Below are 25,913 nucleotides of genomic sequence, written 5' to 3' on the forward strand. Positions count from 1 at the left end.
ATCCACTGGTGGGGGCCAGTTTGGAGGCTGCCATGAGCGAGGAAGCTCTTCAGTTCAAAAATCGCTTGCGTCGTCTGGAACGCAAGCACACTGCAATGTCCAACGGGTATCGCGCTCAGCTGCGATCCGATGGCCTGATCATGATGACGCCTCAGCGCAAGAAGTCTGCGATTTCCGGCCGGGCTGTCATTATGTTTGTTCTGGCGTTTCTGGCATTCAAGGGATTCTTGATCGCCAATATCGGGATTGAGGGATATCAGGATCGAGTTGATCGCCTGCGATCCGGAAATGCGGTGGAAGCTGCCGGATCCTGGGTCATGCAGATTGACCCCGCATCAGAGCTGATCGCTGAAAAGATTGGACCCGTGCTGCGCTGAGCCCTGCGACGTACATGTTTTGTACGGACTGACACAAGGGATCGCACAATTTGTGCGGTCCCTTGTCTGTGTTTGCCCGGTTTCTTGTCGGGCAAGACGCGCCGATGCACCCTGATCCAGGCACCTTTCGGGCGCTTCTACGTGATTTGAAATCAGGTGCCCAAGGCGGTTCGAGCGGACTTGGCTCGTGGCAATGAAAAACGCCGCACAACTTGCGTTGTACGGCGCTCTGAATAACCCCGAGGGAGGAATTGGGGTCAGGAATGTATCCTGCTCAGAAAACCCGGTTCGATTGCGAAACATAGTCGATATCGCCGCGGATCATGCCGATATCTTCCAGTTCGCGATCCGTCAGGTCAGACAGTGCGTTGCGTGTGACGCGGGCGTCATTCCATTCAACAATCGCCGCTGCAATTGCCGAGAAAGTCGCGCCGATACGACCGGCGAAGCCCAACGAGCCATAAGTACGAGTAGTGTCGAATGCAGCCATATCCTCTGTCCTTTTATTTGAGTTTCAGTTTTGCGTTTCGATGAGGGGCATGTAGGGCTGTCTTTTGGCATGAGCAAGGGATGAATATGCAAGGGTCATATGCATTTTCAGCATAGCTCGGACCCTATAATATTAAGGCTGAAACACTTGTGATCGCGGCACAGGGAAAATGTCGTTTTCGCGCTCGGAATGGGTCGAATCCAGACCTCTTGCAGAGCTGTTTGCTACAAAATGGATCACGGCAAAAGCTTTGGACATGTTCGCGTTTTGTGCTATTGGGTCGAAAACAATCGAAAAAAACTGGCGGGCGGGGTCTTGTATGCGAATTTTGGGCATTGATCCGGGGTTGAGAACCCTGGGATGGGGCGTCATCGAATCGCGCGGAAGCAAACTGAGCCATGTCGCCAACGGGCTGTGCAAGTCGGATGGGGACGATTTGGGCGAACGCCTGTTGTCGCTTTATAACCAAGTGAAAGAGGTGATCGACGCCTATCAGCCCGATCAGGCCGCGATTGAACAGACATTCGTCAACAAAGATGGCGCTGGCACCCTGAAGTTGGGTCAGGCGCGCGGGGTGGCCTTGCTGACATTGGCGCAGGCCGGATTGCCCGTCGGAGAATACGCCCCCAATCGGGTCAAGAAAACGGTTGTCGGCGTCGGCCACGCGGAAAAGGAACAGGTCCTGCATATGGTCAAGCTGCAATTGCCCGGGTGTGAACCAAAGGGGCCCGATGCCTCGGATGCGCTCGCCATTGCGATTTGCCACGCCTATTATGGGGCGGTTCAAACGATGCGGATCAAGGAGGTCGGGGCATGATTGGCAAGCTCATCGGTCGGCTGGACTACCGGACGCAGGACCATGTGCTGATTGATGTGCGTGGGGTCGGCTATATCGTCTATTGCTCGGATCGCACCATGGCGAGCTTGCCCGGGGTGGGCGAAGCTGTAGCGCTCTATACGGATATGGTGGTGCGCGAAGATCTGATGCAGCTGTACGGTTTCACGTCGCTGGTCGAAAAGGAATGGCACAGGCTGCTCTGTTCGGTGCAGGGGGTTGGGGCCAAGGTGTCTTTGGCCATTCTCGGGACATTGGGCACCGACGGGGTCAGTCGCGCCATCGCATTGGGCGACTGGGCGACCGTCAAGGCGGCCAAAGGCGTTGGTCCCAAAACCGCGCAACGGATCGTGCTGGATCTCAAGGACAAGGCACCGGGTGTGATGGCGATGGGCGGGACAGTTGCCGAAGCCCTGGATGGGCCGGAATTGTCCGTTGTCGAGGATTTCGACGCACCCAAACCCACAAAGGTTTCCCAGCCACGCAAGCCATCAAAGCAGGCGCAGGACGCCCAGGCACAGGCGGGTGCCTTGTCGGCTCTGTCCAACCTCGGGTATGGACCCAGCGAGGCAGCGGCGGCCGTGGCAGAGGCGGCGGCGACAGAGACTGATGCTGGCGAGACGGATCTGATCAAGGCGGCGCTGAAATTGTTGGCACCCAAGTCGTGAGCTGCACATGCTCCATCCCGGCGTCCATCCCGGCCAGCGTGCGCGCAGGAGATGAGAGATGATTGACGCAGATCCCGCCCTGAGGCCAGCCCCTTTGCCCGAAGACAATGACCGTGCCTTGCGACCTCAGGGGTTGGACGAGTTCATTGGCCAGGCCGAAGCGCGATCGAACCTGCGGGTGTTCGTGCAATCAGCACGACAGCGTGGCGAGGCCATGGACCATACTTTGTTTTACGGCCCGCCAGGGTTGGGCAAGACCACTTTGGCCCAGATCATGGCGCGTGAATTGGGGGTGAATTTCCGCATGACCTCGGGGCCGGTTCTGGCCAAGGCGGGGGATCTGGCGGCCATCCTGACCAACCTGGAGGCGCGGGACGTTCTGTTTATCGACGAAATTCACCGCCTGAACCCGGTGGTCGAAGAGGTGCTTTATCCAGCGATGGAGGATTTCGAGCTGGACCTGGTGATTGGCGAAGGTCCGGCGGCACGGACCGTGCGAATTGAACTGCAGCCCTTTACGCTGGTCGGGGCCACAACGCGGATGGGCCTGTTGACCACGCCGTTGCGGGACAGGTTCGGCATTCCGACGCGGCTCCAGTTCTATACGGTGGACGAACTGCACGAAATCGTGCGCCGCAATGCCCGCAAGCTGGGCGCACCGGCGGATGATGATGGCGCGCGTGAGATCGCCCGCCGCGCCCGCGGCACACCCCGGATTGCCGGGCGGTTGCTACGTCGCGTGGTCGATTTTGCTGTGGTCGAAGGCGACGGGACGATCACCCGTGCTCTGGCGGACAGTTCGCTGAGTCGACTGGGTGTGGATCATTTGGGGCTGGACGGGGCCGACCGGAGGTATCTGCATCTGATCGCTGAAAACTATGCCGGGGGACCCGTTGGGGTGGAAACCATCGCTGCGGCCCTATCTGAAAGCCGGGACGCCATCGAGGAAGTGATTGAACCCTTTCTGTTGCAGCAGGGGTTGGTTCAACGCACGCCGCGGGGGCGGATGCTGGGGCAGAAAGCCTGGGATCACATGGGGCTGCCCATGCCACGCAAGTCGCGGGACCTGTTCGAGTAGCGCAACGCGATGCACCCGTGTGCGGCCCTGCCTCTTGTCGGGAGCGGGCTTTGCAGGCATAGACGCGGCACATTTTTGCCAACAGCCGGACGATCCGCATGACACCTGAGAATATCGAACGCTTGTTCACTGGCCGCGATGGGAGTTATCGGTTTGCCCGCTGGGGGCGCCCGATTGCCCCGATTGCCTTTGGCGTCGAAGAGCAGACGCTGGGCGTTGTCAAAGGTGCTCTGGAAGCGCTGGTGGGTATGGCAGGTCATGAGCTGACGGACATGGACCCCGAATTGGGGTCGAACCTGATGTTCTTTTTCTTTCGGGACTGGGACGAACTGCTGGATGTGCCGGACCTGGGGCGTCTCATTCCGGGGTTGGGACCTTTGGTCGACCGGCTCAAGGCCGCGGATGCGAGCCAGTATCGGGCCTTTCGGTTTGACGATCACGGTGCCATTCAGGCGGCCTTTGTGTTCCTGCGGATGACTGGGCCATTGGCGGAGATGCCCGCGGAAACGCTGGCCTTGACCCAGGCGGTTCAGGTTCTGTTGGTGTGGGGCGATGCGGCGTTCTCCGAAAGCTCGCCTCTGGCCATCCTGCCCGACAGCGGGGCGACCGTGTTGCGTCCAGACATCGCCAATGTGATTGTCGCGGCCTATGATCCGATTATGCCGTCTGTGGCTCAGGACAAAAGCCACGCGCTCAGGCTGTTTGCGCGGGTGCAGGCCGCACAGAGTGGCGGTGATTGATCCCTGCCGATCCGGCTGTCATGCCAGAGGAGAGACATATGCCCCATGAGTTCCCGGTGAGCGTCTACTATGAAGACACCGACATGGGCGGTATTGTCTATCATGCGAACTATCTGCGTTTCATTGAACGGGCGCGCAGTCATTGGGTGCGCTCCATTGGGCAGGATCAGAACGCGCTGCGCGAGGCTGGATTGATCTTTGCCGTTTCCCGGATCGAAGCTGATTATCTAGCACCGGCCCGGTTTGAGGATGCATTGATCGTCGAAACCACAGTCGCTGCGGTGTCACCCGCCCGGCTGACCCTGCACCAAACCGTGCGCCGTGATGGCACGGATCTGTTTCGGGCTGTGGTCACGGTCATCTGCATGACGCTGGCGGGAAAACCTCAGCGTCTCCCGGCAGAGATTCGCGCATTCCTGTAACAAAACCCGGTTTTGCGGCGGATTGATTGGCTTTCCCCGTTGATCTGCGATAGTTTAAGGCCAACCAAGACCGCATCGAGACGGTCGACAGGCAAAAGAGCAGGCAGATGGAAGCAGAAACTCTGGCTTTGGCACAGGAGATTGATTTCTCCATGTGGGGGCTTTTCGCGCGGGCCACTTTGACGGTCAAGCTGGTCATGGTGGTGTTGGTTGTGGCCTCGACCTGGTCCTGGGGTATCATCATCCAGAAACTCTTGAATTATCACTCGGCCCGGGCCGAGGCGGACAAATTCGACCGGTCCTTTTGGTCGGGCGAGCCTCTGGATGGTCTGTTCGACCAGATTGGCACCCAACCTTCGGGATCGTCTGAAAAGATCTTTGCCGCGGGGATGATCGAATGGCGGCGCAGCCACCGCAACGACGGCGGGTTGATTGCAGGTGCCCAGGCGCGCATCGACCGGTCGATGGATGTCGCAATCAACAAGGAATCCGAAGCGCTGCAAAAGGGGCTGCCGGTGTTGGCCACCGTGGGGTCCACAGCGCCGTTCATCGGCTTGTTCGGTACTGTTTGGGGGATCATGTCGGCCTTTATCGAAATTGCCGAACAGCAAAACACCAATCTGGCCGTTGTGGCACCTGGGATTGCCGAGGCGTTGCTGGCCACAGGGTTGGGGCTGCTCGCAGCGATTCCGGCTGTCATCTTTTATAATAAACTGAGCGCCGACAGTGATCGGATCGTCGCAGGCTATGAGGCCTTTGCGGACGAGTTCGCCACGATCCTCAGCCGCCAGCTGGACGCCTGAGCCATGGGGGCCGGGGTTCAGCAGAACGCTCCCGAGGCGCGACGCCGTGGACGCAGGCGCCACCGATCGCGGCCCATGGCCGAGATCAATGTGACCCCCTTTGTTGACGTGATGCTGGTGTTGCTCATCATCTTTATGGTGGCTGCTCCGTTGATGACGGTTGGGGTTCCGGTCGAGCTGCCCAAAACGGCGGCTGGTGCCCTTCCGGGCGATGATGAGGAACCTTTGACCGTGACCATTACCGCAACCGGGGATGTGCAGATCCAGACAACATCCGTAAACCCCGCCGAACTGGTGGGCAAGCTGCGCGCCATTGCGGCTGAGCGTAGTTCGGACCGGGTGTATTTGCGCGCGGATGGGGGGATCGCCTATGAACAGGTCATGCAGGTGATGGGTGCGCTGAATGCAGGTGGATTTACGAATGTGGGGCTGGTGACGGACACTGGTGGTCCAAAATTGGATGCTGGCACAACCGGCCAGGGTGAGTGAGGCAGCCGCGTGCAGACCGGCAGCAAAATTTCCGTGGCGATCCACCTGGGACTGGTGGGGTGGGCGCTCTTTGGCGGGACGTTTGACAGCGAGCCGTTGCCATTTGATGTACAGGAGGTTGCGGTGATTTCGGCCCAGGAGTTCGAAGCGTTGAGCGCACGACCTGCCACGCCAGAGCTGTCGAACGATCCTGCTGCTTTGGTGCAGCCAACGCCCGTCCCTGACGCACCGACACCGGACCCGGTGGAAGACGTGGCCCCTGTGGTCAAACCGCCGGAACCGACGGCACCTCCGGTCGCGGAACAGACGCCACCGACTCCGCAACTGCCCGATCCGTTGCCGGAACCCGACGTTGCCGACACCACGTCAGTGATTGCAAGCTTGCCCGAGCCAACACCAGAACCCGAGCCTTTGGCCCCCTTGGTGGCCAAACGCCCCAAAACCCGTCCGGCGGACCGGGTTGCGCCCGTGCCCGTCGCCCCGCCGCCGCCCGAGGCCGTCCCAGACCCGGTTCAACAGCCCGAAATTGCGGCAACAGAAGGTGCGGACGCCGAGCGTGAGGTTCAGGAGGCGACAGCCCCCGAAGAAGCCAGCGACCGGATCGAGACCGAAGCCAATCGCGAGGAAGAAACCCAGACCGCGGCTTTGGCCCCGGCACGGTCCTTGCGTCCTCCGTCGAACCGACCGGAACGTCCGACAGAGCGGCCCGCCCAGCCTGCCCAGCGTGACGCTGTCGCAGACGCATTGGCCGAGGCATTGACGGGTGCGCAGACCAGTCCCCAGACCGATGCAACCGAACAGGCGGACATTCCGACCGGTCCTCCGCTGAGTGCGGGAGAGAAAGACGCATTGCGGGTGGCCGTTTCAAGCTGCTGGAATGTGGGGTCCCTGTCCTCGGAGGCGTTGAACACCACGGTCGTTCTTGCCGTGTCTATGAGCCAGCAGGGCAAGCCGGATGTCGGATCCATCCGAATGCTGTCGAGCGAAGGCGGTTCGGCAGCGGCGGCCAAACAGGCCTATGAGGCCGCCCGGCGCGCGGTCATTCGCTGCGGGGCCAAGGGGTACAATTTGCCAGCCGATAAATATGCGCAATGGCGCGACATCGAAATGACATTCAATCCGGAAAGGATGCGGATCAAATGAAGAAAATTCTGTCCTGCCTCCTCTTGGGGCTTTCTCTTGTGGCCCCGGCCGTTCAGGCACAGACTGGTCCCTTGCGGCTGGAAATCACCGAAGGCGTGATCGAACCCTTGCCCTATGCGGTCCCTGACTTCACCGCCTCGGGGTCTGGCGGGGCCGAGATCGCCAACCAACTGACACGGGTGGTTGCCGCTGATCTGTCTGGCACCGGATTGTTCCGCGAAGTACCGGTGGATGCACATATCAGCCGGATCACGGATTTCAACGCTCCGGTGCGTTATGCGGATTGGAAAGCGATCAACGCACAGGCGCTGATCACCGGTTCGGCGCAAGTTACAGGCAATCAGCTGACGGTTCAGTTCCGTGTTTATGACGTGTTTTCCGGTGCCGAGTTGGGCAATGGACTGCAGTTTGCTGGCACAACTGCCGGATGGCGCCGGATGGCGCATAAGGTGGCGGATGCTGTTTACAGCCGGATCACCGGCGAGGGCGGCTATTTCGACAGCCGCGTGGTGTTCGTTTCGGAAAGCGGACCCAAGAACGAACGTCGCAAGCGGCTGGCGATCATGGATTACGATGGGGCCAACGTGCAGTATCTGACAGACAGTTCAGCCATCGTGCTGGCACCGCGGTTTTCGCCCACCGGCGATCGGGTTCTTTATACCAGTTACGAAAGCGGCTTTCCCCAGGTGCATGTTCTGGATGTGGGCAAGGTGCAGCGCCGGGTCATTTCTTCGCGCGAGGGCGTCATGAGCTTTGCGCCACGGTTTGCGCCGGATGGGCGCACAGTCGTCTATTCGGAAACTCAGGGCGGCAATTCGGATATCTTCACCATGGATATCAATGGCGGCAGCCGCAAACAGTTGACCAGCGCCCCCTCGATCGAAACCGCACCATCGTTCTCTCCGGACGGGCAGCAGATTGTTTTTGAAAGCGACCGCTCCGGGACACAGCAATTGTATGTCATGCCCGTCGGCGGCGGCGAGGCGAAGCGGATCAGCTTTGGCAAGGGGCGCTATGGCACCCCGGTCTGGTCCCCGCGCGGTGATCTGATTGCCTTTACCAAACAAAGCAAAGGCCGGTTCCACATCGGTGTCATGCGTGTGGACGGCAGCGAAGAGCGCCTGTTGACCGCATCGTTTCTGGACGAAGGTCCAACTTGGTCTCCGAATGGGCGGGTGATCATGTTTGCACGTGAAACTCAGGGTGCCAGCGGGCGGGCCCTGTTGTATTCTGTCGACATCAGCGGGCGAAACCTGCGTCCTGTCCGAACTCCTGACGGAGGGTCAGACCCTGCCTGGTCACCCTTGCAAAAGTGAGAAAACAGCGAATACTGACGGTATGTTTCTCGCAATGAATAGACGCAAAATTAATACCTGGCGGCAAAATAGGGCTATGAGCATGAAACTCTCAACGAAACTGATGATGATTTGTGCCGGACTGGCGCTGTCGGCCTGTACCAATGCGGCGGGCTGGAACGATGATGATGGGGCCAATGCGGTGGATTTGAACCAGCCTGGATTGGTAAACGATATCACCAGCCCGGCCTATTTTCAGCAGGCCATTGGGGACAGGGTGCTGTTTGCCGTGGACCAATCCACTCTGAATGCAGAAGCGCAGACACTGTTGGCCGCGCAGGCACAATGGTTGATCGACAACCCGTCCTATACGGCGACCATCGAAGGACATGCCGATGAGCAGGGTACGCGGGAATACAACCTTGCGCTTGGGGCTCGTCGCGCGAACGCGGCGCGCGAATATCTGGTGACGCGCGGGGTTGCTGGCAATCGGGTCAAGACATTGTCGTACGGCAAGGAACGCCCGATCGAAATTTGCAGCGAAGAAAGCTGTTATTCCCGAAACCGTCGCGCGGTTACGGTTCTGGCTGCCGGTTTGACAGGATAAGACCATGCGCACACTCGCTTTGGCTGTGATTTTTTCGGTTTTTTCTGCCGGGACAGCGGTTCAGGCCCAGGATCAGCAGACACTGGCGGATATCCGCCAGGAGTTGACGGTGCTGCATGTGGAGATTCAGCGGCTCAAGCGGGAATTATCGACCACGGGCGCGCCTTCGACCAATCTGTCCGGCACCAGCGTGCTGGAACGGGTCAATGCCATCGAAACCGAATTGCAGCGCCTGACATCGCAGACCGAACAGTTGGATTATCGGATCAAGCGGGTGGTCGCTGATGGCACCAATCGGATCGGAGATCTGGAATTCCGTCTGGTCGAACTGGAAGGCGGAGACGTCAGCACGTTGGGGGAAACATCAACCCTGGGGGGCGTCACTGACGCACCATCTGGGACGACGGTTGCACCACCGACGGGTGGCACCACAGGCGGCGAACTGGCCGTCGGAGAAAAAGCTGATTTCGACGCGGCCCGTGCGGCCCTGGAAAACGGCGACTACCAGACGGCCGTTTCCGGTTTCGCGGCTTTTGATCAGGCCTATCCCGGCAGCCCGCTGGCGGCCACAGCGCATCTTTTGCGCGGGCAGGCGCTGGACGGTATTGGCGACACCCGCGAAGCGGCCCGCGCCTATCTGGCCAGTTTCACCCGCGATTCAACCGGAGCGACCGCGCCACAGGCTTTGGTCGAATTGGGGGCAGCCTTGGGACGGTTGGGACAAACCGAACAGGCCTGCGTGACTTTGGGGGAAGTGCGGGTCCGGTTCCCGGTGTCCGACGCGGTTGCAAAGGCTGACCAGGAATTGACCGCACTGGGCTGTTCTTGACCATCCCCGACGCCGATATCCTTTCGGCGGTCCGGGCGCAGTTCAAGGGCGTCCTGCCTGACCAGTTGGGCGTGGCGCTGTCGGGTGGCGGCGATTCAACGGCCCTGCTGCACATCCTGCATCAATGTCTGAAACCCGAAGGCACGGTGATGTTTGCCGCGACCGTGAACCATGGTCTGCGCGAAGGTGCCGAAGCCGAAGCCCGCCAGGCGGCGGTTTTATGCGACTCTCTGGGGATCGAACATACGTTGTTGTATTGGCGGGGCTGGGATCTGCAAGGCAACTTGCAGGATCAGGCACGCCGTGCCCGGTATCGGCTGTTGACGGATTGGGCCAAGAGCAAAGGCATCCCGGTTTTGGCATTTGGTCACACTGCGGACGATCAGGCGGAAACGGTTCTGATGCGCATGGCGCGCGCGTCTGGTGTGACGGGTCTGTCTGGGATGCCGGTGCAACGGACCGTGGATGGCGTCACCGTGTTCCGGCCGTTGCTGGGGATCAGCCGAAAGATGCTGCGCCATTATCTGGAGCAACACGACATTGGCTGGTCTGAGGATCCATCGAACGACGATCTGCGATTTGAACGGGTTCGCATTCGCAAGGCGATGGAGGTCCTGGAGCCCCTCGGTCTGACCGCCATGTCGATTTCGCAGGTGGCTGAAAACGTCAGCAAGGCGCGCGAGGCGCTGGATTGGTACACGTTTCTGGCGGCCCGCGACATGACCGTTGTCACCGCAGGCAGCCTCATGCTGGACATGCGCAAGTTTCGGACCCTGCCGGTAGAAACTGCACGGCGTCTGTTGGTGCGAACGATGAACTGGATCAGCGGTGCCGACTACCCGCCACGCCGGACCGCGGTCGGCGATGCGCTCGAAGCGATTCGCGGCGGGCAATCGCTGACGTTGCATGGTTGCCGGGTTTTGAGCCGCGGAAACCACAGTTGGATTTGTCGCGAATTGCAGGCCGTGCGCGATCTCGCGGTGCCGGCGGGCCTGAAATGGGACGGGCGTTGGCACCTGCATGGCGGGGATGTCACAGGGTGCGAAATCCGCCCATTGGGCGAATTAGGGCTCCGAGAATGCAAGGAATGGCGTGAAATGGGCCTTCCACGTGAAGTTTTAATGGTGTCACCGGCCCTGTGGAAAGGCACCGAATTGGTCGCCGCACCCTTGGCTGGATGGGCCAACGGGTGGGATGCGCAACTGGACGGAGGGCACGAAGAGTTCTTTGCATCGCTTTTATCGCATTGAACCTGCCCCAATCATCTCTATTTTAGTTGTCTGAGCCAAGCTGACTGTTGATCAGCCTCGAATTTGGGAGAGTTTCCTTTGGGCAACGTACGAAATATCGCCTTCTGGGTTGTGTTGTTTCTGTTGATCCTTGCCTTGTTCAACCTGTTCAGCGGGTCGGGCAGCACATTGCAGAGCCGCGAAATCACATACTCGGATTTTGTGAACTCGGTGAATGAAGGCGAAGTGACGCAGGTGACGCTGGACGGCGAACAGATCCGGTTCCGCGGATCCGATGGTCAGGACTATGTCACGATCAAACCGGGAGACGCCGAAGTCACCGATCTGTTGATCGGAAAGAGCATTCCGATCCGCGCAGAAAAACAGCAGCAATCGGGGTTCCAGTCCTTCCTGGTCACCTTGTTGCCCTTCCTTCTGTTGATCGGTGTCTGGGTCTACTTCATGAACCGGATGCAAGGCGGCGGCAAAGGCGGTGCCATGGGCTTTGGTAAATCCAAGGCCAAGATGCTGACCGAAAAACATGGCCGCGTCACCTTTGACGATGTTGCCGGTATCGATGAAGCCAAGGAAGAGCTGGAAGAGATCGTAGAATTCTTGCGCAACCCGCAGAAATTCAGCCGCCTGGGCGGCAAGATCCCCAAGGGCGCATTGCTGGTTGGTCCTCCGGGTACGGGTAAGACGCTGCTGGCCCGCGCCATTGCAGGCGAGGCGGGTGTGCCGTTCTTCACCATTTCAGGGTCTGACTTTGTCGAAATGTTCGTGGGTGTCGGCGCGTCTCGTGTGCGCGACATGTTCGAACAGGCGAAAAAGAACGCGCCCTGCATCGTCTTCATCGACGAAATCGATGCCGTGGGTCGTCATCGTGGTGCCGGTTATGGCGGTGGCAACGACGAACGCGAACAGACGCTGAACCAGCTGTTGGTCGAAATGGACGGTTTTGAGGCCAACGAAGGCGTCATCATCCTGGCCGCGACCAACCGCAAGGACGTGCTTGACCCTGCGCTGCTGCGTCCGGGCCGGTTCGACCGCAACGTCACCGTTGGCAACCCCGACATCAAGGGCCGCGAAAAGATTTTGGGCGTGCATGCGCGCAAGACCCCGCTGGGCCCTGACGTCGATCTGCGCATCATCGCGCGTGGTACGCCGGGTTTCTCTGGTGCCGATCTGGCCAACCTGGTGAACGAAGCCGCTCTGATGGCTGCCCGCGTCGGTCGCCGCTTTGTCACTATGGAAGACTTTGAGCAGGCCAAGGACAAGGTGATGATGGGGGCCGAACGCCGGTCCATGGTGCTGACACAGGACCAAAAGGAAAAAACCGCCTATCACGAAGCCGGTCATGCGGTTGTTGGTCTGAAGTTGCCGGAATGCGATCCGGTCTACAAGGCGACGATCATTCCACGCGGCGGTGCCCTGGGGATGGTGGTCAGCCTGCCAGAGATGGACCGTCTAAACTATCAAAAGGCCGAATGTGAACAGAAACTGGCCATGACCATGGCGGGCAAGGCGGCGGAAATCATCAAATATGGTGAAGAAAACGTCTCGAACGGCCCTGCCGGTGACATCATGCAGGCCAGCCAACTGGCGCGGGCCATGGTGATGCGTTGGGGCATGTCGGACAAGGTCGGAAACATCGACTATGCCGAAGCGCACGATGGATACAGCGGCAATACTGCCGGTTTCTCCGTCTCGGCCCACACCAAGGAAATGATCGAGGAAGAGGTCAAGGGATTTATCCAGAATGGATATGACCGTGCCTTTAAGATCCTGACCGATCATCACGACGAATGGGAACGACTGGCCGAGGGCCTGTTGGAATATGAAACCCTGACCGGTGATGAAATCAAACGGGTGATGAAGGGTGAACCGCCTCACGAAAGTGACGATGAGGATGGGTCGGACGAGGGAAGCGCACCATCGGTGACGGCAATCCCGAAAACCAAACCCAAGAAATCTCCACCCGAAGGCGGGATGGAACCAGAACCCACGGCCTAAGCTGCCTCAGTGAAGGACCAAGGCCCGGAGACTCCATGTCGCCGGGCCTTTTTTTGTGATTGTAGCTGCAGTTTGCCGCGGACAGGTCTGTCTGGATGGAACGAGCTGTGGCAAAGGTGAACGGAGGACACAGCCATGCCCACATTGATCGAAACCGAATACACCGGTGAAATTGTCTGGCTGGGCCACGTGGCGCAGGGGGAAAGCCTTCGCTCCGTGCCGCGCGACAGTCTGACGTTGGGCTTTGACGGCGTCGCGCGCGAACAGCACGAGGGCTTGACAGCACCGTCCTGTGTGCGGGTGCGAAACCTGCACCCCGAAGGCACCAAAATTGCCAATGTTCGGCAATTGTCGATTCTGTCCCAGGAGGAATTGGACGTCATTGCCGCCGAGATGGAGATGGAAACATTGGACCCGTCGTATTTGGGGGCCACAATGGTGGTGCGCGGAATTCCCGATTTCACCCATATTCCGCCGTCCTCACGTTTGCAGGGCCCGGATGGCTGTACGCTGGTGGCGGATATGGAAAACCGTCCCTGCATCTTTCCAGGCCGCGAAGTTGAGGCCGACTCGCCCGGGCATGGACCAAAATTCAAACCCGCAGCGACGGGTCGGCGAGGAATCACCGCCTGGGTACAACGTCCCGGGGCGTTGAAACGGGGGGACAAGATCCGGCTTTTTGTTCCGGACCAACGCGCCTGGGCCCCCTGAACCCCTCTTAGGTTTCCGATCTGAAACAGCATCTGACCACTACGCCGCTTCACGGCGTAGAAATGTCGGAAATCACGCGCTTGCGACACGCAATGGCGGATACACACTGGGCCAGTGTCGGCAATGGTATGCCGAAATTCCGTCAACACGACAGATCAGGGATCTACCCATGAGCTATAAGAGCGACATTGAGATTGCGCGCGAGGCGCAGAAGAAGCCTATTCAGGAGATTGGTTTAAAGATCGGGATTGGGCATGAGGATTTGTTGCCTTATGGTCATGACAAGGCGAAGGTATCGCAGTCTTTCATCAACTCTGTTCAGGGCAATGATGATGGCAAGCTGATCCTGGTGACGGCGATCAACCCGACGCCTGCGGGCGAGGGCAAGACCACGACGACAGTTGGTCTGGGTGATGGTCTGAACAAGATCGGCAAGAACGCGATGATCTGTATTCGCGAGGCGTCCCTGGGTCCGAACTTTGGCATGAAGGGTGGTGCCGCAGGCGGTGGTTACGCTCAGGTTGTGCCGATGGAGGAGATGAACCTCCACTTTACCGGTGACTTCCACGCGATCACCTCGGCGCATTCTCTGCTGAGCGCGATGATCGACAACCACATCTATTGGGGCAACGAATGCGAGATCGACACCCGTCGCGTCGCATGGCGTCGTGTTGTCGACATGAACGACCGTGCCCTGCGGGTGATCACCGCGTCTTTGGGCGGCGTGTCCAACGGGTTCCCGCGCGAAGCCGGTTTTGACATCACTGTTGCGTCCGAAGTCATGGCGATCCTGTGCCTGGCCAACGACCTGAAAGACCTGGAAAAGCGTCTGGGCGACATCATCGTTGCCTATCGTCGTGACAAGACCCCGGTTTACTGCCGCGACATCAAGGCCGAAGGCGCGATGACCGTTCTGCTCAAGGACGCGATGCAGCCGAACCTGGTGCAGACCCTGGAAAACAACCCGGCGTTTGTACACGGCGGTCCGTTCGCCAACATCGCCCATGGCTGTAACTCGGTCATTGCCACCAAGACGGCGCTGAAAATCAGCGACTATGTGGTGACCGAAGCCGGTTTTGGTGCTGATCTGGGTGCTGAAAAGTTCATGAACATCAAATGCCGCAAGGCAGGCATCGCACCGTCCGCGGTTGTGCTGGTTGCCACCGTGCGCGCGATGAAGATGAACGGCGGCGTGGCCAAGGCCGATCTGGGCGCTGAAAACGTCGAGGCCGTGAACGCGGGCTGTGCCAACCTGGGCCGTCACATCGAGAACATCAAATCCTTTGGTGTGCCGGTTGTGGTTGCGATCAACCATTTTGTCACCGACACCGATGCCGAAGTTGCTGCGGTCAAAGCCTATGCCGAAACCCATGGTGTCGAGGCGGTTCTGTCGCGTCACTGGGAGCTGGGGTCCGAAGGGTCTGCTGATCTGGCGCGCAAAGTTGTTGAAATCGTTGATGCGGGTCAGGCCAATTTTGCCCCGATCTATCCCGATGAGATGTCTTTGTTCGACAAGATCGACACCATCGCCAAGCGGATCTACCGCGCGGACGAAGTGCTGGCCGACAACAAGATCCGCAACCAGCTGAAGGAATGGGAAGAGGCCGGATACGGCAATCTGCCGGTCTGCATGGCGAAAACCCAATATTCCTTCTCGACGGATCCGAGCTTGCGCGGTGCGCCTGTGGGCCATTCGGTTCCGGTGCGCGAAGTGCGCCTGAGCGCGGGTGCGGGCTTTATCGTTGCGGTCTGTGGTGAGATCATGACGATGCCGGGTCTGCCGCGCAAACCGGCGTCCGAAAGCATCCGCTTGAACGACGACGGCCAGATCGAAGGCTTGTTCTAAGACGGAAATTGCGACATTCAGCGGCCCGGGGAAACCCGGGCCTTTCTGAGTTTTACCCTATGTTTGGGGGCGCAGTGCACATCGGATTGCGCCACCACAAAGACCGGCCCGTTCCCCTTCTGTTAAGACGAAGCAAATTCTGGGGCCGGGGCTATGACAACCATGACGACGATGACGACATCAAAACTGCCACAGGCCAGACCACCCCAAGAGTGTGCCGACATGGGTGCCTTGCGGGCGCAGATTGACCGGTTGGATGGCGATTTGATCGCGATGCTGGCGCTGCGGGCGGGCTATATTGACCGGGCGATTGCGCTCAAGTCCGACAATGGCTGGCCTGCGCGTATTCCGGATCGGGTCGAGGAAGTGGTCGCCAATGCCCGCGCCGCGGCAGAGACCAAAGGTCTGGACCCGGATCTGGTCGAAGATCTGTGGCGGCGGCTGGTGGAGTGGTCGATTGCCCGCGAGGCGCAGGTGATCCGGGAAGTCTGAAGGATACGAGATTAGGCGGATCTTTACCTGTCCGCTGCACAAAGGAAGAGAGAGCAATGGCTGCAAATATCATTGATGGGAAGGCCTTCGCGGCCACCGTACGGGAAAAAGTGGCGGGCCACGTGTCGCGCCTGAAGGAAGAACACGGGATCACGCCGGGTCTGGCGGTTGTGCTGGTGGGTGAAGATCCGGCCTCCCAGGTCTATGTGCGCTCGAAGGGCAAGATGACCGTCGAGGTCGGTATGAATTCGATCGAGCACAAGCTGGACGCGGACACATCAGAGGCGGATCTGCTGGCGTTGGTGGATCAGCTGAACAATGATCCGGCGATCCACGGCATCCTGGTGCAGCTGCCGCTGCCCAAGCATCTGAACGAAGACCTGGTGATCAATTCGATCAGCCCGGCCAAGGATGTGGACGGGTTCCACATCTCGAACGTGGGCCTGTTGGGCACCGGTCAGAAATCGATGGTGCCCTGCACGCCGCTGGGCTCGTTGATGATGCTGCGCGACTATCACGGCAGCCTGTCGGGCATGAACGCGGTTGTGATCGGGCGCTCGAACATCGTTGGCAAACCGATGGCGCAGCTGCTGCTGGGTGACAGCTGTACGGTGACCATCGCGCACAGCCGCACCAAGGATCTGCCGGACGTGGTGCGCGGCGCCGATATCGTGGTGGCGGCCGTGGGCCGTCCCGAAATGGTACAGGGCGACTGGATCAAGGAAGGCGCCACCGTGATCGACGTGGGCATCAACCGCATCCCGGCACCGGAAAAGGGTGCCAATGAAGACGGAAGCCCCAAGATGAAGCTGGTCGGCGACGTGGATTACGCCTCGGCCGCACAGCGCGCCGGTGCCATCACCCCGGTCCCCGGCGGCGTCGGCCCCATGACCATCGCCTGCCTGCTGGCCAACACCGTCACAGCCGCCTGCCGCGCCAACAACCTGCCCGAACCAGAAGGCCTCACAGCCTGATCCGCGGAAAACCAACAAACAAACCATCAAAGGCGGCCCACCTAAAGGGCCGCCTTTGTTGGTTCTACGGGGAGTAGAGGCAAAACTGGAGAATTGGGGGTAATCAGACCGGAATCATCGTGCCCTGCAAAACGGCGATCAAAACCTCCCGATCCCCGGAACGGGCAAACACGTCGGCCGACACGACAACAAGACGACGACCGCGTTTGAGAACTTTTCCTCGCGCGACCAGCCTGTCGCCTTGCCCCGGCGCGAGCAGATTGATCTTGATCTCTGCCGTCATTACCTCGCTGTCTTCTTCCATCACCGAGAGCGCCGCATAGCCTGCGGCAGTGTCCCCCAGGGCGAAAGTCAGGGCCGCATGAGCGACTCCGTGTTGTTGACGACTGCTCTCCAAAATGGGAGCTGACAAGGTGACAACGCCCTTTTCAATCATGTCGATTTCAGCACCCAGAGTTTGCATCATACTTTGTTTTTGAAAACTCTGCCGGATTCTGGATTCTATTGTTTCGGACATTCCATCGCACGCATTCTGTTAAGTTTACTGGATGTTTACAGGCTTTTGCGATCTGTTGTAATCAATAATGGGAATTGTTGTTTTTGATTGCCTAGTTAGACGTGAACGGCATCCAAAGACTTTTGCGTAAATTGAGAAATGAGTTTAGCGTCTGTATGCTGAAAAAGTTAAGCAATTTGACCCTGTCTGCCCCACTCATTGTAAATCTGTTGAGCTATGTGTCATTGGCGCTTTTATTGGCTTATTCGGGGCCCTTTGGAACTTTGAAGCTGGGTCATTTCGGCTATCGATTGGTTTTTTGGGGAACCATTGTCATTGGCGCGGTTTTGGTCGGGCGGTTTTGTCGGCATGTCATTGATCGCATGTCACCCAAAGTTGGTGCATTGCAGCGTGATGCGCTGGTGGTTCTGGCGATGACTGTTCTGGTAACCCCGTTGTTGTGGGGGCTTATTCGGATAATGGCTGGCAATACGCTGATGGTGTCTTTGCTGGGATCGGCGCAATATGTTGTTTTTGTAACGGCAGGGTTTTGCGTATTTCGGAGATCCTTGCCAGGGTCGGAATTGCAATGGTATTTCCCGGTGCGCCCCGAGAGGCAGTTGCAGGAAGACATCAGGCCCCGGATCGCGCGGCGATTGCCTGATGCGTTCGTTTACCCCGTATTGCGTCTGACCGTTGATGATCACATGGTTGAAGTGGTCGGACCGGAAGGGACTCATAAATTGCGCATGCGGTTTGCGGATGCCATCGAAGAGATGGAACCGATCGAGGGCGTCTATACCCACCGATCACATTGGATCACACGGACTGCGATTGCCCGAAGCGTTCGGGAAGATGGTCAGGTGCGGGTGCAATTGGTGAATGGTGATCTGGTGCCCGTCAGCCGAAAACACCGCAAGCAGCTGGAAGAGGCACAGCTACTATAACAGGGGTGACAACATCGGGCACCTCAATTGCATTGGTTGGGTGTGAGTGATGCCTGATTCAATTGTGTCATCCACGAACAGGCAGTTCTGCCAGATGTGGCGGATCACGGTTTATTTTGAAAAGTGGTTGCAGGTGAACCCACGCAACCTGGACCCATGCATCCTGATCTGGTCAGGGTATAAGTCCAGAAGAGCGTCTGTTCCGGGCGAGGCATGTCATCAGGGACGGCGAGGCATTGGGATCGGCAGGGGAGAAGACCCTGTCAGGATCGCAAGCGCAGGCTCTTGCATCAGTTGGACCAGCGGGTCGTCAGTACAACGCAATCCCCCGGTATATGTGCCATAGGCCGGCAGAATGACACGGGCCGTGTCCACCAGAAACGCGGGACGGGCGGTGCCGCGCAATTTTGCTTTGGGATGATAATGGCCAGAGACTTCGCCTTGCGCGTCCGGGTCGGCGATATGTCGAAACACCAAGGGTGCAAGCTTTAGGTCCTGAAGATGGGCCCCGCCAAGTTCAACTGGACCGGGGTCGTGATTGCCTTGGATCCAGATCCAACGCCGCCCTGCCTGTAAGCCGGTCAACTGCATCCGCGCCGTATCGGACAGAGACTGTGCCGACGCGAGATCATCAAAGCTGTCGCCTAGACACACCACTGTGGCAGCATCGGTTTTGGTGATGTCCTGGGACAACCGGTCCAGAGTGTCACGGGTTTCATACGGCGGCAGAACCGGACCGCCGCGTCGGGCCAGGCGTTCCGCCTTTCCAAGGTGGAGGTCCGAGACGCACAGCAAACGCTGATCTGGCCACCACAAGGCACCAGTACCCAGGGCGCACAGGGGCACCCCAGCCAGAGAAAATTGAATGCTGTTCTTGATGTGTTCCATTGTTCCAGTCATGACCGAACCCCGGTTTGGCCGCAAGAGTCAAACCAGAAGATCCTTCAAGCCGGATTTTTGCATCAATTCTTCGGCTTCCTGTGCCATCAATTGCTCGGCCCCGGTCGCTTTGATCGGAACCTTGCCGTGTTCCAGTAACAAGGGGGCCGCCAGCGGAGTGACGCGGGAAACCCGTTTGAGAGTGATGCGACCACCCAGCGTTTCGATCATTGATTCTATTCGACCGAAATCGACCAACCCGCTTAGGGCTTCGGTCCGGGTGATTGACAGCATCAGGTGGTCGGGGTCGTATTTGTGCAGCGTGTCATACAGGATGTCCGACGAAAACGTCGCCTGGCGGCCAGATTTTCGTTGTCCGGCGATATTGCGTTCGATCAGCCCCGCAATGGTCGCACAATTGCGAAAGGTGCGTTTCATGACGGCGTTGCCGGCCAGCCAGCCGTCCAGCCCGTCGCGCAGGGCCTGGATGTCAAACAGCGGCATTGGGTCGATCAGGCGGTCCAGCCCCCAGATGAGTGTGGCATAGTCGGTGGCGACAAATCCCAGCGGCCGCAGGCCCATTTCTTCCATGCGTTTGGTCAGGAGCAGCCCCAGGGTTTGCTGTGCATTGCGCCCTGCAAACCCGTAAACACAACAATGTTCGCGTCCGTTGTGCGGGAAGCTTTCGATCAGCAATTCACCAGTTCGCGGCAATTGGGAAACGGTTTGCTGCAAGGTCAACCATTGGCTGGTGTGGTCTGGCAGGTTGGGCCATTTCGACTGCGCCAGCAATTGCAGGATGCGGTCGCTCAGCTGCGTCGACGTGGCAAATTTGGTCCCGGAAAATACCGCGATCTTGGGCTTTTTATCGGCCCTGCGCGACACTTCGACGGTCATCTCCCGCAGCCCCTCATATCGCACCACACGCCCGCCGATCAGAAAGGTGTCCCCGGCGGTCAGAGAGGCGGCAAAGCCCTCTTCGACTTCGCCCAGGGGCTTGCCGCCCCGACTGTGTTTTAGCCGCACCTTGAGTGTGTCGATGTCCTGAATGGTGCCCAGGTTCATCCGCAGCCTTGCAGCGGCACGAGGGTCACGCAGCTGCCACGTCCCGTCCGGGCGTTGTTGCAGCCTGTTCCACTGATCATAGGCACGCAGGGCATATCCACCCGTGGCGCAGAAATCGAGGCAGGCGTCAAAGTCTTTGCGTTCCAGGTCGGCATACGCGCCAACTGTGGTGACTTCGCCAAACAAGGCGTCGGCGTCAAAGGGGCCGGCACAGGCGGCGATCAGAATATGCTGGCACAACACATCCAGCGGACCCGGACCACGGGTGGCACCGTCCAGATCACCCGCCAGCACCGCTTCCAGCGCGGCACGGCATTCGACGACTTCGAATCGGTTCGCGGGTACCAGCAGCGCCTTGGAGGGCGCGTTGTAGCGGTGGTTGGCCCGGCCTATGCGCTGAACCAGCCGTTTGACATTTTTGGGCGCACCAATCTGGATCACCAGATCCACATCGCCCCAATCGATCCCCAGGTCCAGGGAGCCGGTACAAACAATGGCCCGCAGATCGCCCCGGACCATCGCGGCTTCGACCCGGTCGCGTTGTACCCGGTCAAGGCTGCCATGATGGATCCCGATGGGCAGTGCGTTATCGTTGGCCAGCCAGAGGTTGTGAAAGAAGATTTCAGCCTGTGCGCGGGTATTGTGAAAAATCAGGGTCGTCTTGTGCTGCTGGATCTGTTCCATCACGGCCGGAATCGCATGGGCTGCACCGCCCCCGGCCCAGGGAGGGGCGGCGTCCGTTTCCAGCATGGCAATGTCGGGGGGCGGGCCTGGATCGGCCAGCAGGATGTTGCAGGGATCGGGGTGTCGCGCCAGATAGCTGGCGATCGCCTGAGGGTCATCAACCGTGGCCGACAGACCGACCCGGCGCAGGGTGGGGCAAAGAGCCTGTAGCCGCGACAGGGCCAGCATCAGCTGATCGCCTCGTTTGTTCTCGGCAAGCGCGTGCACCTCATCGACGATGATGCGCTCCAACCCCGCAAAGGTCCGGGCCGCGTCTTCGTAGGAAACCAGCAGTGCCAAACTTTCGGGCGTGGTCAGCAGTATATGTGGCGGATCGGCGCGTTGGCGTTTTTTGCGGCTGGACGGAGTATCCCCGGTACGGTCATCAATCCGAATTGGCAGCCCAATGTCCTCGACCGGGGCGCGCAGGTTGCGTTTGATGTCGGCGGCCAGGGCCTTGAGCGGCGAGACATACAGCGTGTGCAACCCCGTGTGTGTGCCATCGGCCAATTCGGCCAACGTGGGCAGAAACCCGGCCATCGTCTTGCCGCCGCCAGTTGGGGCAATCAAAAGGGTAGAGGGGTCAGTTGCCCGGTCTAGCATGGCAATCTGATGAGAATGCAGCGCCCATCCCTTGGAGCGGAACCAATCGTGAATCGGGGCGGGTAGGGTGGTCATGACTCCAATCTAATCGGTTGCTGCAGATAGGGAAATTAATTTGCAAAAACCGCGACGGAAACCGTGATCATCGGCGTTTAGCGAATGTACAACATTTGATTTCAGGAGCAGATCATGTCTTCGTTACGATCCTGGGCCACCCCTTTGACAATCGGTAGTTTTCTCATCATGGGGGCCACTGGCGTTCTGATGTTTTTCCACATTGAAACCGGATTGAACGGCTTTATCCATGAATGGGCCGGCTGGGCCATGGTGGCGGGCGTTGGAGCCCATCTGGCGATGAATTGGCGGGCCTTCAAAATCTATTTCAAACGACCGCTCGCCAAAGGGATCATGGGGGTGAGTGCCGTGGTGCTATTGGCATCTTTTGTGCCGGTTTCGAGCGGCGGAAGCCCGGTTCAGGTGGTAATGCAGGCGATTGGTCAGGCGGATGTGGAAACAGTGATCGCGTTGAGCGGGCAAGAGCTGGAAACGGGTCTGGCGCGGTTGGCCGACGCCGGATTCTCCACCCAGGCAGACACACGCGTCCAAGAGCTGACCGGTGGCGACCGCGGTCAACAGATGCAGATCATCGAGGTGCTGTTTTCCGAGTAGAGATCTGGGGGCTTAGGCCCCTTATTTGACGATGTCTTCGTCTTTGACGAACATGTTCGCCCATGCACGATCGATAAGGTCGGGGTTCATTTGGTTGGGTATACCTTCAAATTCGCAAATTGAAATCATCTGATCGATCAGGAAGATCGGCTGATAGTTTGCATAAATGTTGTCAATGGTCGGGTATTTCTTCTTTAGGAGATGCACCAATGTCGCTTCGTCCAAGGGGACGCCCTTTTTGCGCGCGACCAGGGCAAAGATCTTGAGAAAGTTTTCCTGGCTGGGGCCGTCGATCTTGATCTTGAAGAAGATCCGGCGCAACGCGGCCTGGTCAAAAATCTTGTTGGGGTGAAAGTTGGTAGAGAAAATCACCAGCGTATCAAAGGGAACTTCGAATTTTTCACCCGATTGCAGTCCCAGGATGTCTTTGCTTTCTTCCAGCGGAACAATCCACCGGTTGATCAGTGCCTGGGGTGGCTCGGCCTGACGACCGAGGTCATCCACGATAAAGATGCCCCCTGTTGATTTCAGCTGGAGCGGTGCCTGATACGTTCGGGCAGTTGGGTTATACACTAGATCCAGCATCGACAATGACAGCTCACCGCCGGTGATCACCGTGGGGCGTTCACATTTCACGTACCGGGTGTCGAACCGCTTGCGACGACGAAGTTGGGTCGGATCGTCGGCCTCTTCTTCGATGGCGGTATGGACGATCGGGTCATAGACGGTGATCACCTGACCTGCGTATTCGATGGCGCGGGGCACATAGACAAAGTCGCCCAAAGCATCGCGAATGCCATTGGAGATCGAAGATTTGCCATTTCCGGGCGGGCCATACATCAAGATCGAACGGCCGGCGCTGACTGCGGGGCCTAGGTGATCCAGCAGGCTGTTGGGCAGCACCAGATGCCCCATGGCATTGTTCAATTGTGCCCGGCTGACCTGGATATTGCGAATTGACTGGCGTTTAACCTGTTCGCGGTAGACCTCCAGCGGCACCGGCATGGCTCCGAAATACTCGGATTGACCCAACGCATCCAGCGCGCGGGCCTTGCCGACGTCGGTCAATTGATAACCCATCTCGTTCCCGGAGGTGGCGCTGAGTGTGCCAGTGGCTTCGAGAAGCTTCTGGCTGCGGGCCAGATCGACGAGCTCCTGTGTAACCGGAATTGGCAAACAGATTGCGCTGGCGATTTCGGAAACCAGATCCAGATTCTTGCGGAAAATAGTTTTCAGCAGAATGTCCCGCATCATCACAATGGGCAATTGCATCTGGCTCAGACCCTTGGGGGGGGGGGGCTCCATTACGGGGGATGCTTGCATATTCATGGCGGGGGTCGATCTCTTGCAACAGGAAGGCGGACGTATCCACGGTTGCAGTGATCATGCAGGGGCAGTGTGGCAAGAGATGGGCAGAAGTCGGGGCGTGACGTGGCAATGGGGACTGATCTTTTGCCGCGTGTTTCAAGGGCCAAGGTGCCAAGGCGTTTACAAACGTCTTCCCTGGTCAACTTCCAAACTGGGTTCCCAGGATGAGATAAAGCGCCAGGGTTCCACCAAGGCTGAGCCCCATGGGAAACTTCCACCCCATGTCCCAGCTTTGCCAGTTGGGAGCGATTTGGCGGAGCGGCGTGTATTTGACCAGCCGATGGGTCACAAATGCGGCAAGCAGGTTGGCGGCAAACAGAGCCAACAGCAGCCGCAGATCGCCCGGCGCAATCAGCGGTGCCGCAGCTGCGGCGAATTTGGCATCACCGGCACCAATGGCCCCTCCGGCATTCAAAAGAATGCCAATGATCAACACGACAATCATTTGCAGAACCCGTGCGCCGTATACCGGCAGCGGCAGGACAAAAAGCCCGACAATCAGGAAAATGCCAGCCAGGACCAGAACGGCCTGATTTGTGATCCGCATTTCGCGCAGGTCGGTAAAGGCCACGTAAAAGCAGATCGGCAGCACAAATGGCAGGAACCACCAGGCCTCAGATGTCGTCAACGCCATCGGGATCAGCCAGCGTCGAGAGCGCGCAGGCTGCGAACCGCTTCTTCAAAGTGCTGCGGGTGGGTGCCGATGGCTTCGCGCAACAGACCTTTGCCGGTTGTGATGTCCCCCTGTTTGACGGCGGACAAAGCCAGGGTGTGCAACAATTGCGCCCGTTCGATCTGATCCATTGGGATCACGGGAAGAGTGTAATTTCGTTGGGCACCACGGGCCAGAACAAGGTTGTTCTTGGCCGTGAACAGGCTTTGATCCTGGCGGATGGCCTCGCCAAACAGGCGTTCGGCGTCCGTATAGTCGCCCCGCGTCAGCTTGGAATAGCCCCAATTGTTCATTACACCTGCTGGGCGTGTGGTCAGGCCAACCGCGATTTCGTAAAAGCTGTCGGCCCGTTTCCATTCCCGGTTGGCATCGGCGACCATGGCCTCCAGCCGGTAACGTTTGAAGGTCTCGTGGGTGGGGGGCACCTGGTCCAATGTTTTTTCCGCGTCGTCCCAATCCCCATTCCGGATCAGGGCGTCTGCATAGTCAACGCTATCATCTGGTGTGGCACCGTCCATTCGGGTCACTTTGGACCAGGCCGATACGGCTTCGGTGTGTCGTTTGGCGCGGACCAGGGATTTTCCCAACCCTCGTTGCAGGTCGATACGACCTGGGCTGGATTTGGTCGCCCGAGCAAAATAGTCCACCGCCTCATTTGGGTCGGCGACGGTCAGCATCACGTCATTCAGGTTGGTTTCATCAATGACGTTTACATCCTGCAAGGCGCGTTCAACGGCCTCTTCTCCCTTGTCGGCACATGCAGACAAGGTCATGGCACACGCCAGACATGTGGATACCAGAATAGAGTGGCGCATTTTTGCGTCCTTTACTGCTCTTGCCTCTCGTCACTGGCTTTTTCGAATCAGGAAATCGCTGTTTCCCCGATGCACCAGCTTGTAATCTTTTTGTTGTCCACCAGTATTATCAGGATTTTCCAATTTTGCGAGCGTTAAGCGCAAATTCTCGCGGATTGAGTCACTTTCGCCATTGTCCAATGCATAGGCCTTGCGAAAAATCTGTTCCGCTTCGGCGATTTTTCCGCGCTCCATCAGGACAACCCCCAGATTGTTCCAGGCACCTGGCCATTCGGGCGCGGCAACAACGGCACGTCGCAGCAGGTCTTCGGCCTGTCCCAGACGGCCCAACCCCAGATTGGCCGACCCCATGCCAGTCAGGATTTCCGGCGTCGATCCCTGTACCAATGCGGCGCGGGTAAAGGCGTCTATGGCAAGCTCATACTGCCCGGCCGCCATCAACCGATGGCCGACGTCTGTGCCGTCGACAGCCTCCTTGGAGAGATCGACACCGGGGGCATAGGGGCCATTTTCGGCCTGTGACAACGACCCGGAATCACAACCAGCCACCAAAGCAAGAGCAATGGTGGCTGCCAAATATTTGCGCGTGATCGCGGGGATCGCCCACTGTCGGGCGTGTCCCGAATACGTCATC

General features: G+C 58.7%; 28 protein-coding genes. 20 read left to right on the forward strand and 8 right to left on the reverse strand.

All coding sequences use genetic code 11. The features are described from left to right. The first annotated feature begins 32 nt into the window (after positions 1 to 32). Entirely contained in the window at positions 33 to 377 is a 345-nt protein-coding gene (locus K3727_05765; protein UWQ92304.1) for a hypothetical protein, read from the forward strand. A 274-nt stretch (positions 378 to 651) separates the two neighbouring features. On the opposite strand, the gene K3727_05770 is transcribed toward K3727_05765, so the two are convergent. Then, positions 652 to 867 (reverse strand): DUF1127 domain-containing protein, encoded by a 216-nt coding sequence (locus K3727_05770; GenBank protein ID UWQ92305.1) that lies wholly within the window; start codon positions 865 to 867, stop codon positions 652 to 654. Between the two features lie 319 nt (positions 868 to 1,186). Between K3727_05770 and ruvC the strand changes: the two genes are divergently transcribed. From ruvC to folD, 17 genes are all read left to right on the forward strand, one after another. Beyond that, positions 1,187 to 1,684, forward strand: coding sequence for a crossover junction endodeoxyribonuclease RuvC (gene ruvC / locus K3727_05775; GenBank protein UWQ92306.1), 498 nt, complete (start codon positions 1,187 to 1,189; stop codon positions 1,682 to 1,684). Next, entirely contained in the window at positions 1,681 to 2,370 is a 690-nt protein-coding gene (gene ruvA / locus K3727_05780) for a Holliday junction branch migration protein RuvA (protein UWQ92307.1), read from the forward strand. The genes ruvC and ruvA overlap by 4 nt, the downstream gene beginning before the upstream one ends. Before the next feature lie 58 nt (positions 2,371 to 2,428). Then, positions 2,429 to 3,448, forward strand: coding sequence for a Holliday junction branch migration DNA helicase RuvB (gene ruvB / locus K3727_05785; GenBank protein UWQ92308.1), 1,020 nt, complete (start codon positions 2,429 to 2,431; stop codon positions 3,446 to 3,448). A gap of 98 nt (positions 3,449 to 3,546) precedes the next feature. Continuing rightward, positions 3,547 to 4,188 carry a hypothetical protein gene (locus K3727_05790; GenBank protein UWQ92309.1) on the forward strand — a complete coding sequence of 214 codons (642 nt, stop codon included), beginning with the start codon at positions 3,547 to 3,549 and terminating at the stop codon, positions 4,186 to 4,188. Positions 4,189 to 4,226: 38 nt separating this feature from the next. Continuing rightward, positions 4,227 to 4,610, forward strand: coding sequence for a tol-pal system-associated acyl-CoA thioesterase (ybgC, locus tag K3727_05795; GenBank protein UWQ92310.1), 384 nt, complete (start codon positions 4,227 to 4,229; stop codon positions 4,608 to 4,610). Between the two features lie 107 nt (positions 4,611 to 4,717). Further along, positions 4,718 to 5,413 carry a protein TolQ gene (tolQ, locus tag K3727_05800; protein UWQ92311.1) on the forward strand — a complete coding sequence of 232 codons (696 nt, stop codon included), beginning with the start codon at positions 4,718 to 4,720 and terminating at the stop codon, positions 5,411 to 5,413. Between the two features lie 3 nt (positions 5,414 to 5,416). Beyond that, positions 5,417 to 5,902: a protein TolR gene (gene tolR / locus K3727_05805; protein ID UWQ92312.1), complete on the forward strand. Its 486-nt coding sequence runs from the start codon at positions 5,417 to 5,419 to the stop codon at positions 5,900 to 5,902. Between the two features lie 9 nt (positions 5,903 to 5,911). Then, a complete protein-coding gene (locus tag K3727_05810) occupies positions 5,912 to 7,045 on the forward strand; it encodes an energy transducer TonB (GenBank protein UWQ92313.1) in 1,134 nt (377 codons plus the stop codon). Beyond that, on the forward strand, positions 7,042 to 8,361 hold the full coding sequence (tolB, locus tag K3727_05815) for a Tol-Pal system beta propeller repeat protein TolB (GenBank protein UWQ92314.1): 1,320 nt from the start codon (positions 7,042 to 7,044) through the stop codon (positions 8,359 to 8,361). Before K3727_05810 ends, tolB begins: the two co-directional genes overlap by 4 nt. 82 nt (positions 8,362 to 8,443) lie before the next feature. Next, positions 8,444 to 8,947, forward strand: a complete 504-nt coding sequence (gene pal, locus K3727_05820) for a peptidoglycan-associated lipoprotein Pal (GenBank protein ID UWQ92315.1) — start codon at positions 8,444 to 8,446, stop codon at positions 8,945 to 8,947. Between the two features lie 4 nt (positions 8,948 to 8,951). After that, on the forward strand, positions 8,952 to 9,776 hold the full coding sequence (gene ybgF / locus K3727_05825; protein ID UWQ92316.1) for a tol-pal system protein YbgF: 825 nt from the start codon (positions 8,952 to 8,954) through the stop codon (positions 9,774 to 9,776). After that, a complete protein-coding gene (gene tilS / locus K3727_05830; protein ID UWQ93280.1) occupies positions 9,767 to 11,026 on the forward strand; it encodes a tRNA lysidine(34) synthetase TilS in 1,260 nt (419 codons plus the stop codon). The genes ybgF and tilS overlap by 10 nt, the downstream gene beginning before the upstream one ends. Before the next feature lie 78 nt (positions 11,027 to 11,104). After that, positions 11,105 to 13,018 (forward strand): ATP-dependent zinc metalloprotease FtsH, encoded by a 1,914-nt coding sequence (ftsH, locus tag K3727_05835; protein ID UWQ92317.1) that lies wholly within the window; start codon positions 11,105 to 11,107, stop codon positions 13,016 to 13,018. A 135-nt stretch (positions 13,019 to 13,153) separates the two neighbouring features. After that, a complete protein-coding gene (locus K3727_05840) occupies positions 13,154 to 13,729 on the forward strand; it encodes an MOSC domain-containing protein (protein UWQ92318.1) in 576 nt (191 codons plus the stop codon). A gap of 169 nt (positions 13,730 to 13,898) precedes the next feature. Next, entirely contained in the window at positions 13,899 to 15,575 is a 1,677-nt protein-coding gene (locus K3727_05845) for a formate--tetrahydrofolate ligase (GenBank protein ID UWQ92319.1), read from the forward strand. Between the two features lie 222 nt (positions 15,576 to 15,797). Continuing rightward, on the forward strand, positions 15,798 to 16,067 hold the full coding sequence (locus tag K3727_05850) for a chorismate mutase (protein ID UWQ93281.1): 270 nt from the start codon (positions 15,798 to 15,800) through the stop codon (positions 16,065 to 16,067). A gap of 56 nt (positions 16,068 to 16,123) precedes the next feature. Beyond that, positions 16,124 to 17,041, forward strand: a complete 918-nt coding sequence (gene folD, locus K3727_05855) for a bifunctional methylenetetrahydrofolate dehydrogenase/methenyltetrahydrofolate cyclohydrolase FolD (protein UWQ92320.1) — start codon at positions 16,124 to 16,126, stop codon at positions 17,039 to 17,041. A gap of 103 nt (positions 17,042 to 17,144) precedes the next feature. On the opposite strand, the gene K3727_05860 is transcribed toward folD, so the two are convergent. Continuing rightward, complete coding sequence (locus K3727_05860) at positions 17,145 to 17,558, reverse strand: PaaI family thioesterase (GenBank protein UWQ92321.1); 414 nt, start codon at positions 17,556 to 17,558, stop codon at positions 17,145 to 17,147. A gap of 155 nt (positions 17,559 to 17,713) precedes the next feature. Between K3727_05860 and K3727_05865 the strand changes: the two genes are divergently transcribed. Beyond that, positions 17,714 to 18,484, forward strand: a complete 771-nt coding sequence (locus K3727_05865; protein ID UWQ92322.1) for a LytTR family transcriptional regulator — start codon at positions 17,714 to 17,716, stop codon at positions 18,482 to 18,484. 219 nt (positions 18,485 to 18,703) lie between these two features. On the opposite strand, the gene pdeM is transcribed toward K3727_05865, so the two are convergent. Continuing rightward, positions 18,704 to 19,372 carry a ligase-associated DNA damage response endonuclease PdeM gene (pdeM, locus tag K3727_05870; GenBank protein ID UWQ93282.1) on the reverse strand — a complete coding sequence of 223 codons (669 nt, stop codon included), beginning with the start codon at positions 19,370 to 19,372 and terminating at the stop codon, positions 18,704 to 18,706. Between the two features lie 39 nt (positions 19,373 to 19,411). Beyond that, positions 19,412 to 21,829, reverse strand: coding sequence for a ligase-associated DNA damage response DEXH box helicase (locus tag K3727_05875; GenBank protein ID UWQ92323.1), 2,418 nt, complete (start codon positions 21,827 to 21,829; stop codon positions 19,412 to 19,414). A gap of 114 nt (positions 21,830 to 21,943) precedes the next feature. Between K3727_05875 and K3727_05880 the strand changes: the two genes are divergently transcribed. Then, the gene (locus K3727_05880) at positions 21,944 to 22,423 is read left to right on the forward strand and encodes a DUF4405 domain-containing protein (GenBank protein ID UWQ92324.1); all 480 of its coding nucleotides are present in this window, start codon (positions 21,944 to 21,946) and stop codon (positions 22,421 to 22,423) included. 21 nt (positions 22,424 to 22,444) lie between these two features. On the opposite strand, the gene K3727_05885 is transcribed toward K3727_05880, so the two are convergent. From K3727_05885 to K3727_05900, 4 genes are all read right to left on the reverse strand, one after another. Next, positions 22,445 to 23,752, reverse strand: a complete 1,308-nt coding sequence (locus K3727_05885; GenBank protein UWQ92325.1) for an ATPase — start codon at positions 23,750 to 23,752, stop codon at positions 22,445 to 22,447. A 178-nt stretch (positions 23,753 to 23,930) separates the two neighbouring features. Beyond that, complete coding sequence (locus K3727_05890) at positions 23,931 to 24,425, reverse strand: prepilin peptidase (GenBank protein UWQ92326.1); 495 nt, start codon at positions 24,423 to 24,425, stop codon at positions 23,931 to 23,933. 5 nt (positions 24,426 to 24,430) lie between these two features. Beyond that, entirely contained in the window at positions 24,431 to 25,279 is an 849-nt protein-coding gene (locus tag K3727_05895; GenBank protein ID UWQ92327.1) for a tetratricopeptide repeat protein, read from the reverse strand. A 30-nt stretch (positions 25,280 to 25,309) separates the two neighbouring features. Beyond that, positions 25,310 to 25,912, reverse strand: coding sequence for a tetratricopeptide repeat protein (locus K3727_05900; GenBank protein ID UWQ92328.1), 603 nt, complete (start codon positions 25,910 to 25,912; stop codon positions 25,310 to 25,312). Position 25,913: the final 1 nt, after the last annotated feature.

It is taken from the genome of Rhodobacteraceae bacterium M382 (assembly GCA_025141015.1).
GTDB classification, from domain to species: Bacteria; Pseudomonadota; Alphaproteobacteria; order Rhodobacterales; family Rhodobacteraceae; genus Aliisedimentitalea; species Aliisedimentitalea scapharcae.

Excerpts from the sequence above, each read along its gene's own strand:
- K3727_05765 (UWQ92304.1), top strand. The coding sequence starts at position 33 with ATGAGCGAGGAAGCTCTTCAGTTCAAAAATCGCTTGCGTCGTCTGGAA.
- K3727_05770 (UWQ92305.1), bottom strand. The coding sequence starts at position 867 with ATGGCTGCATTCGACACTACTCGTACTTATGGCTCGTTGGGCTTCGCC.
- ruvC (UWQ92306.1), top strand. The coding sequence starts at position 1,187 with ATGCGAATTTTGGGCATTGATCCGGGGTTGAGAACCCTGGGATGGGGC.
- ruvA (UWQ92307.1), top strand. The coding sequence starts at position 1,681 with ATGATTGGCAAGCTCATCGGTCGGCTGGACTACCGGACGCAGGACCAT.
- ruvB (UWQ92308.1), top strand. The coding sequence starts at position 2,429 with ATGATTGACGCAGATCCCGCCCTGAGGCCAGCCCCTTTGCCCGAAGAC.
- K3727_05790 (UWQ92309.1), top strand. The coding sequence starts at position 3,547 with ATGACACCTGAGAATATCGAACGCTTGTTCACTGGCCGCGATGGGAGT.
- ybgC (UWQ92310.1), top strand. The coding sequence starts at position 4,227 with ATGCCCCATGAGTTCCCGGTGAGCGTCTACTATGAAGACACCGACATG.
- tolQ (UWQ92311.1), top strand. The coding sequence starts at position 4,718 with ATGGAAGCAGAAACTCTGGCTTTGGCACAGGAGATTGATTTCTCCATG.
- tolR (UWQ92312.1), top strand. The coding sequence starts at position 5,417 with ATGGGGGCCGGGGTTCAGCAGAACGCTCCCGAGGCGCGACGCCGTGGA.
- tolB (UWQ92314.1), top strand. The coding sequence starts at position 7,042 with ATGAAGAAAATTCTGTCCTGCCTCCTCTTGGGGCTTTCTCTTGTGGCC.
- pal (UWQ92315.1), top strand. The coding sequence starts at position 8,444 with ATGAAACTCTCAACGAAACTGATGATGATTTGTGCCGGACTGGCGCTG.
- ybgF (UWQ92316.1), top strand. The coding sequence starts at position 8,952 with ATGCGCACACTCGCTTTGGCTGTGATTTTTTCGGTTTTTTCTGCCGGG.
- K3727_05840 (UWQ92318.1), top strand. The coding sequence starts at position 13,154 with ATGCCCACATTGATCGAAACCGAATACACCGGTGAAATTGTCTGGCTG.
- K3727_05845 (UWQ92319.1), top strand. The coding sequence starts at position 13,899 with ATGAGCTATAAGAGCGACATTGAGATTGCGCGCGAGGCGCAGAAGAAG.
- K3727_05850 (UWQ93281.1), top strand. The coding sequence starts at position 15,798 with ATGGGTGCCTTGCGGGCGCAGATTGACCGGTTGGATGGCGATTTGATC.
- folD (UWQ92320.1), top strand. The coding sequence starts at position 16,124 with ATGGCTGCAAATATCATTGATGGGAAGGCCTTCGCGGCCACCGTACGG.
- K3727_05860 (UWQ92321.1), bottom strand. The coding sequence starts at position 17,558 with ATGTCCGAAACAATAGAATCCAGAATCCGGCAGAGTTTTCAAAAACAA.
- K3727_05865 (UWQ92322.1), top strand. The coding sequence starts at position 17,714 with ATGCTGAAAAAGTTAAGCAATTTGACCCTGTCTGCCCCACTCATTGTA.
- pdeM (UWQ93282.1), bottom strand. The coding sequence starts at position 19,372 with ATGGAACACATCAAGAACAGCATTCAATTTTCTCTGGCTGGGGTGCCC.
- K3727_05875 (UWQ92323.1), bottom strand. The coding sequence starts at position 21,829 with ATGACCACCCTACCCGCCCCGATTCACGATTGGTTCCGCTCCAAGGGA.
- K3727_05880 (UWQ92324.1), top strand. The coding sequence starts at position 21,944 with ATGTCTTCGTTACGATCCTGGGCCACCCCTTTGACAATCGGTAGTTTT.
- K3727_05885 (UWQ92325.1), bottom strand. The coding sequence starts at position 23,752 with ATGAATATGCAAGCATCCCCCGTAATGGAGCCCCCCCCCCCCAAGGGT.
- K3727_05890 (UWQ92326.1), bottom strand. The coding sequence starts at position 24,425 with ATGGCGTTGACGACATCTGAGGCCTGGTGGTTCCTGCCATTTGTGCTG.
- K3727_05895 (UWQ92327.1), bottom strand. The coding sequence starts at position 25,279 with ATGCGCCACTCTATTCTGGTATCCACATGTCTGGCGTGTGCCATGACC.
- K3727_05900 (UWQ92328.1), bottom strand. The coding sequence starts at position 25,912 with ATGACGTATTCGGGACACGCCCGACAGTGGGCGATCCCCGCGATCACG.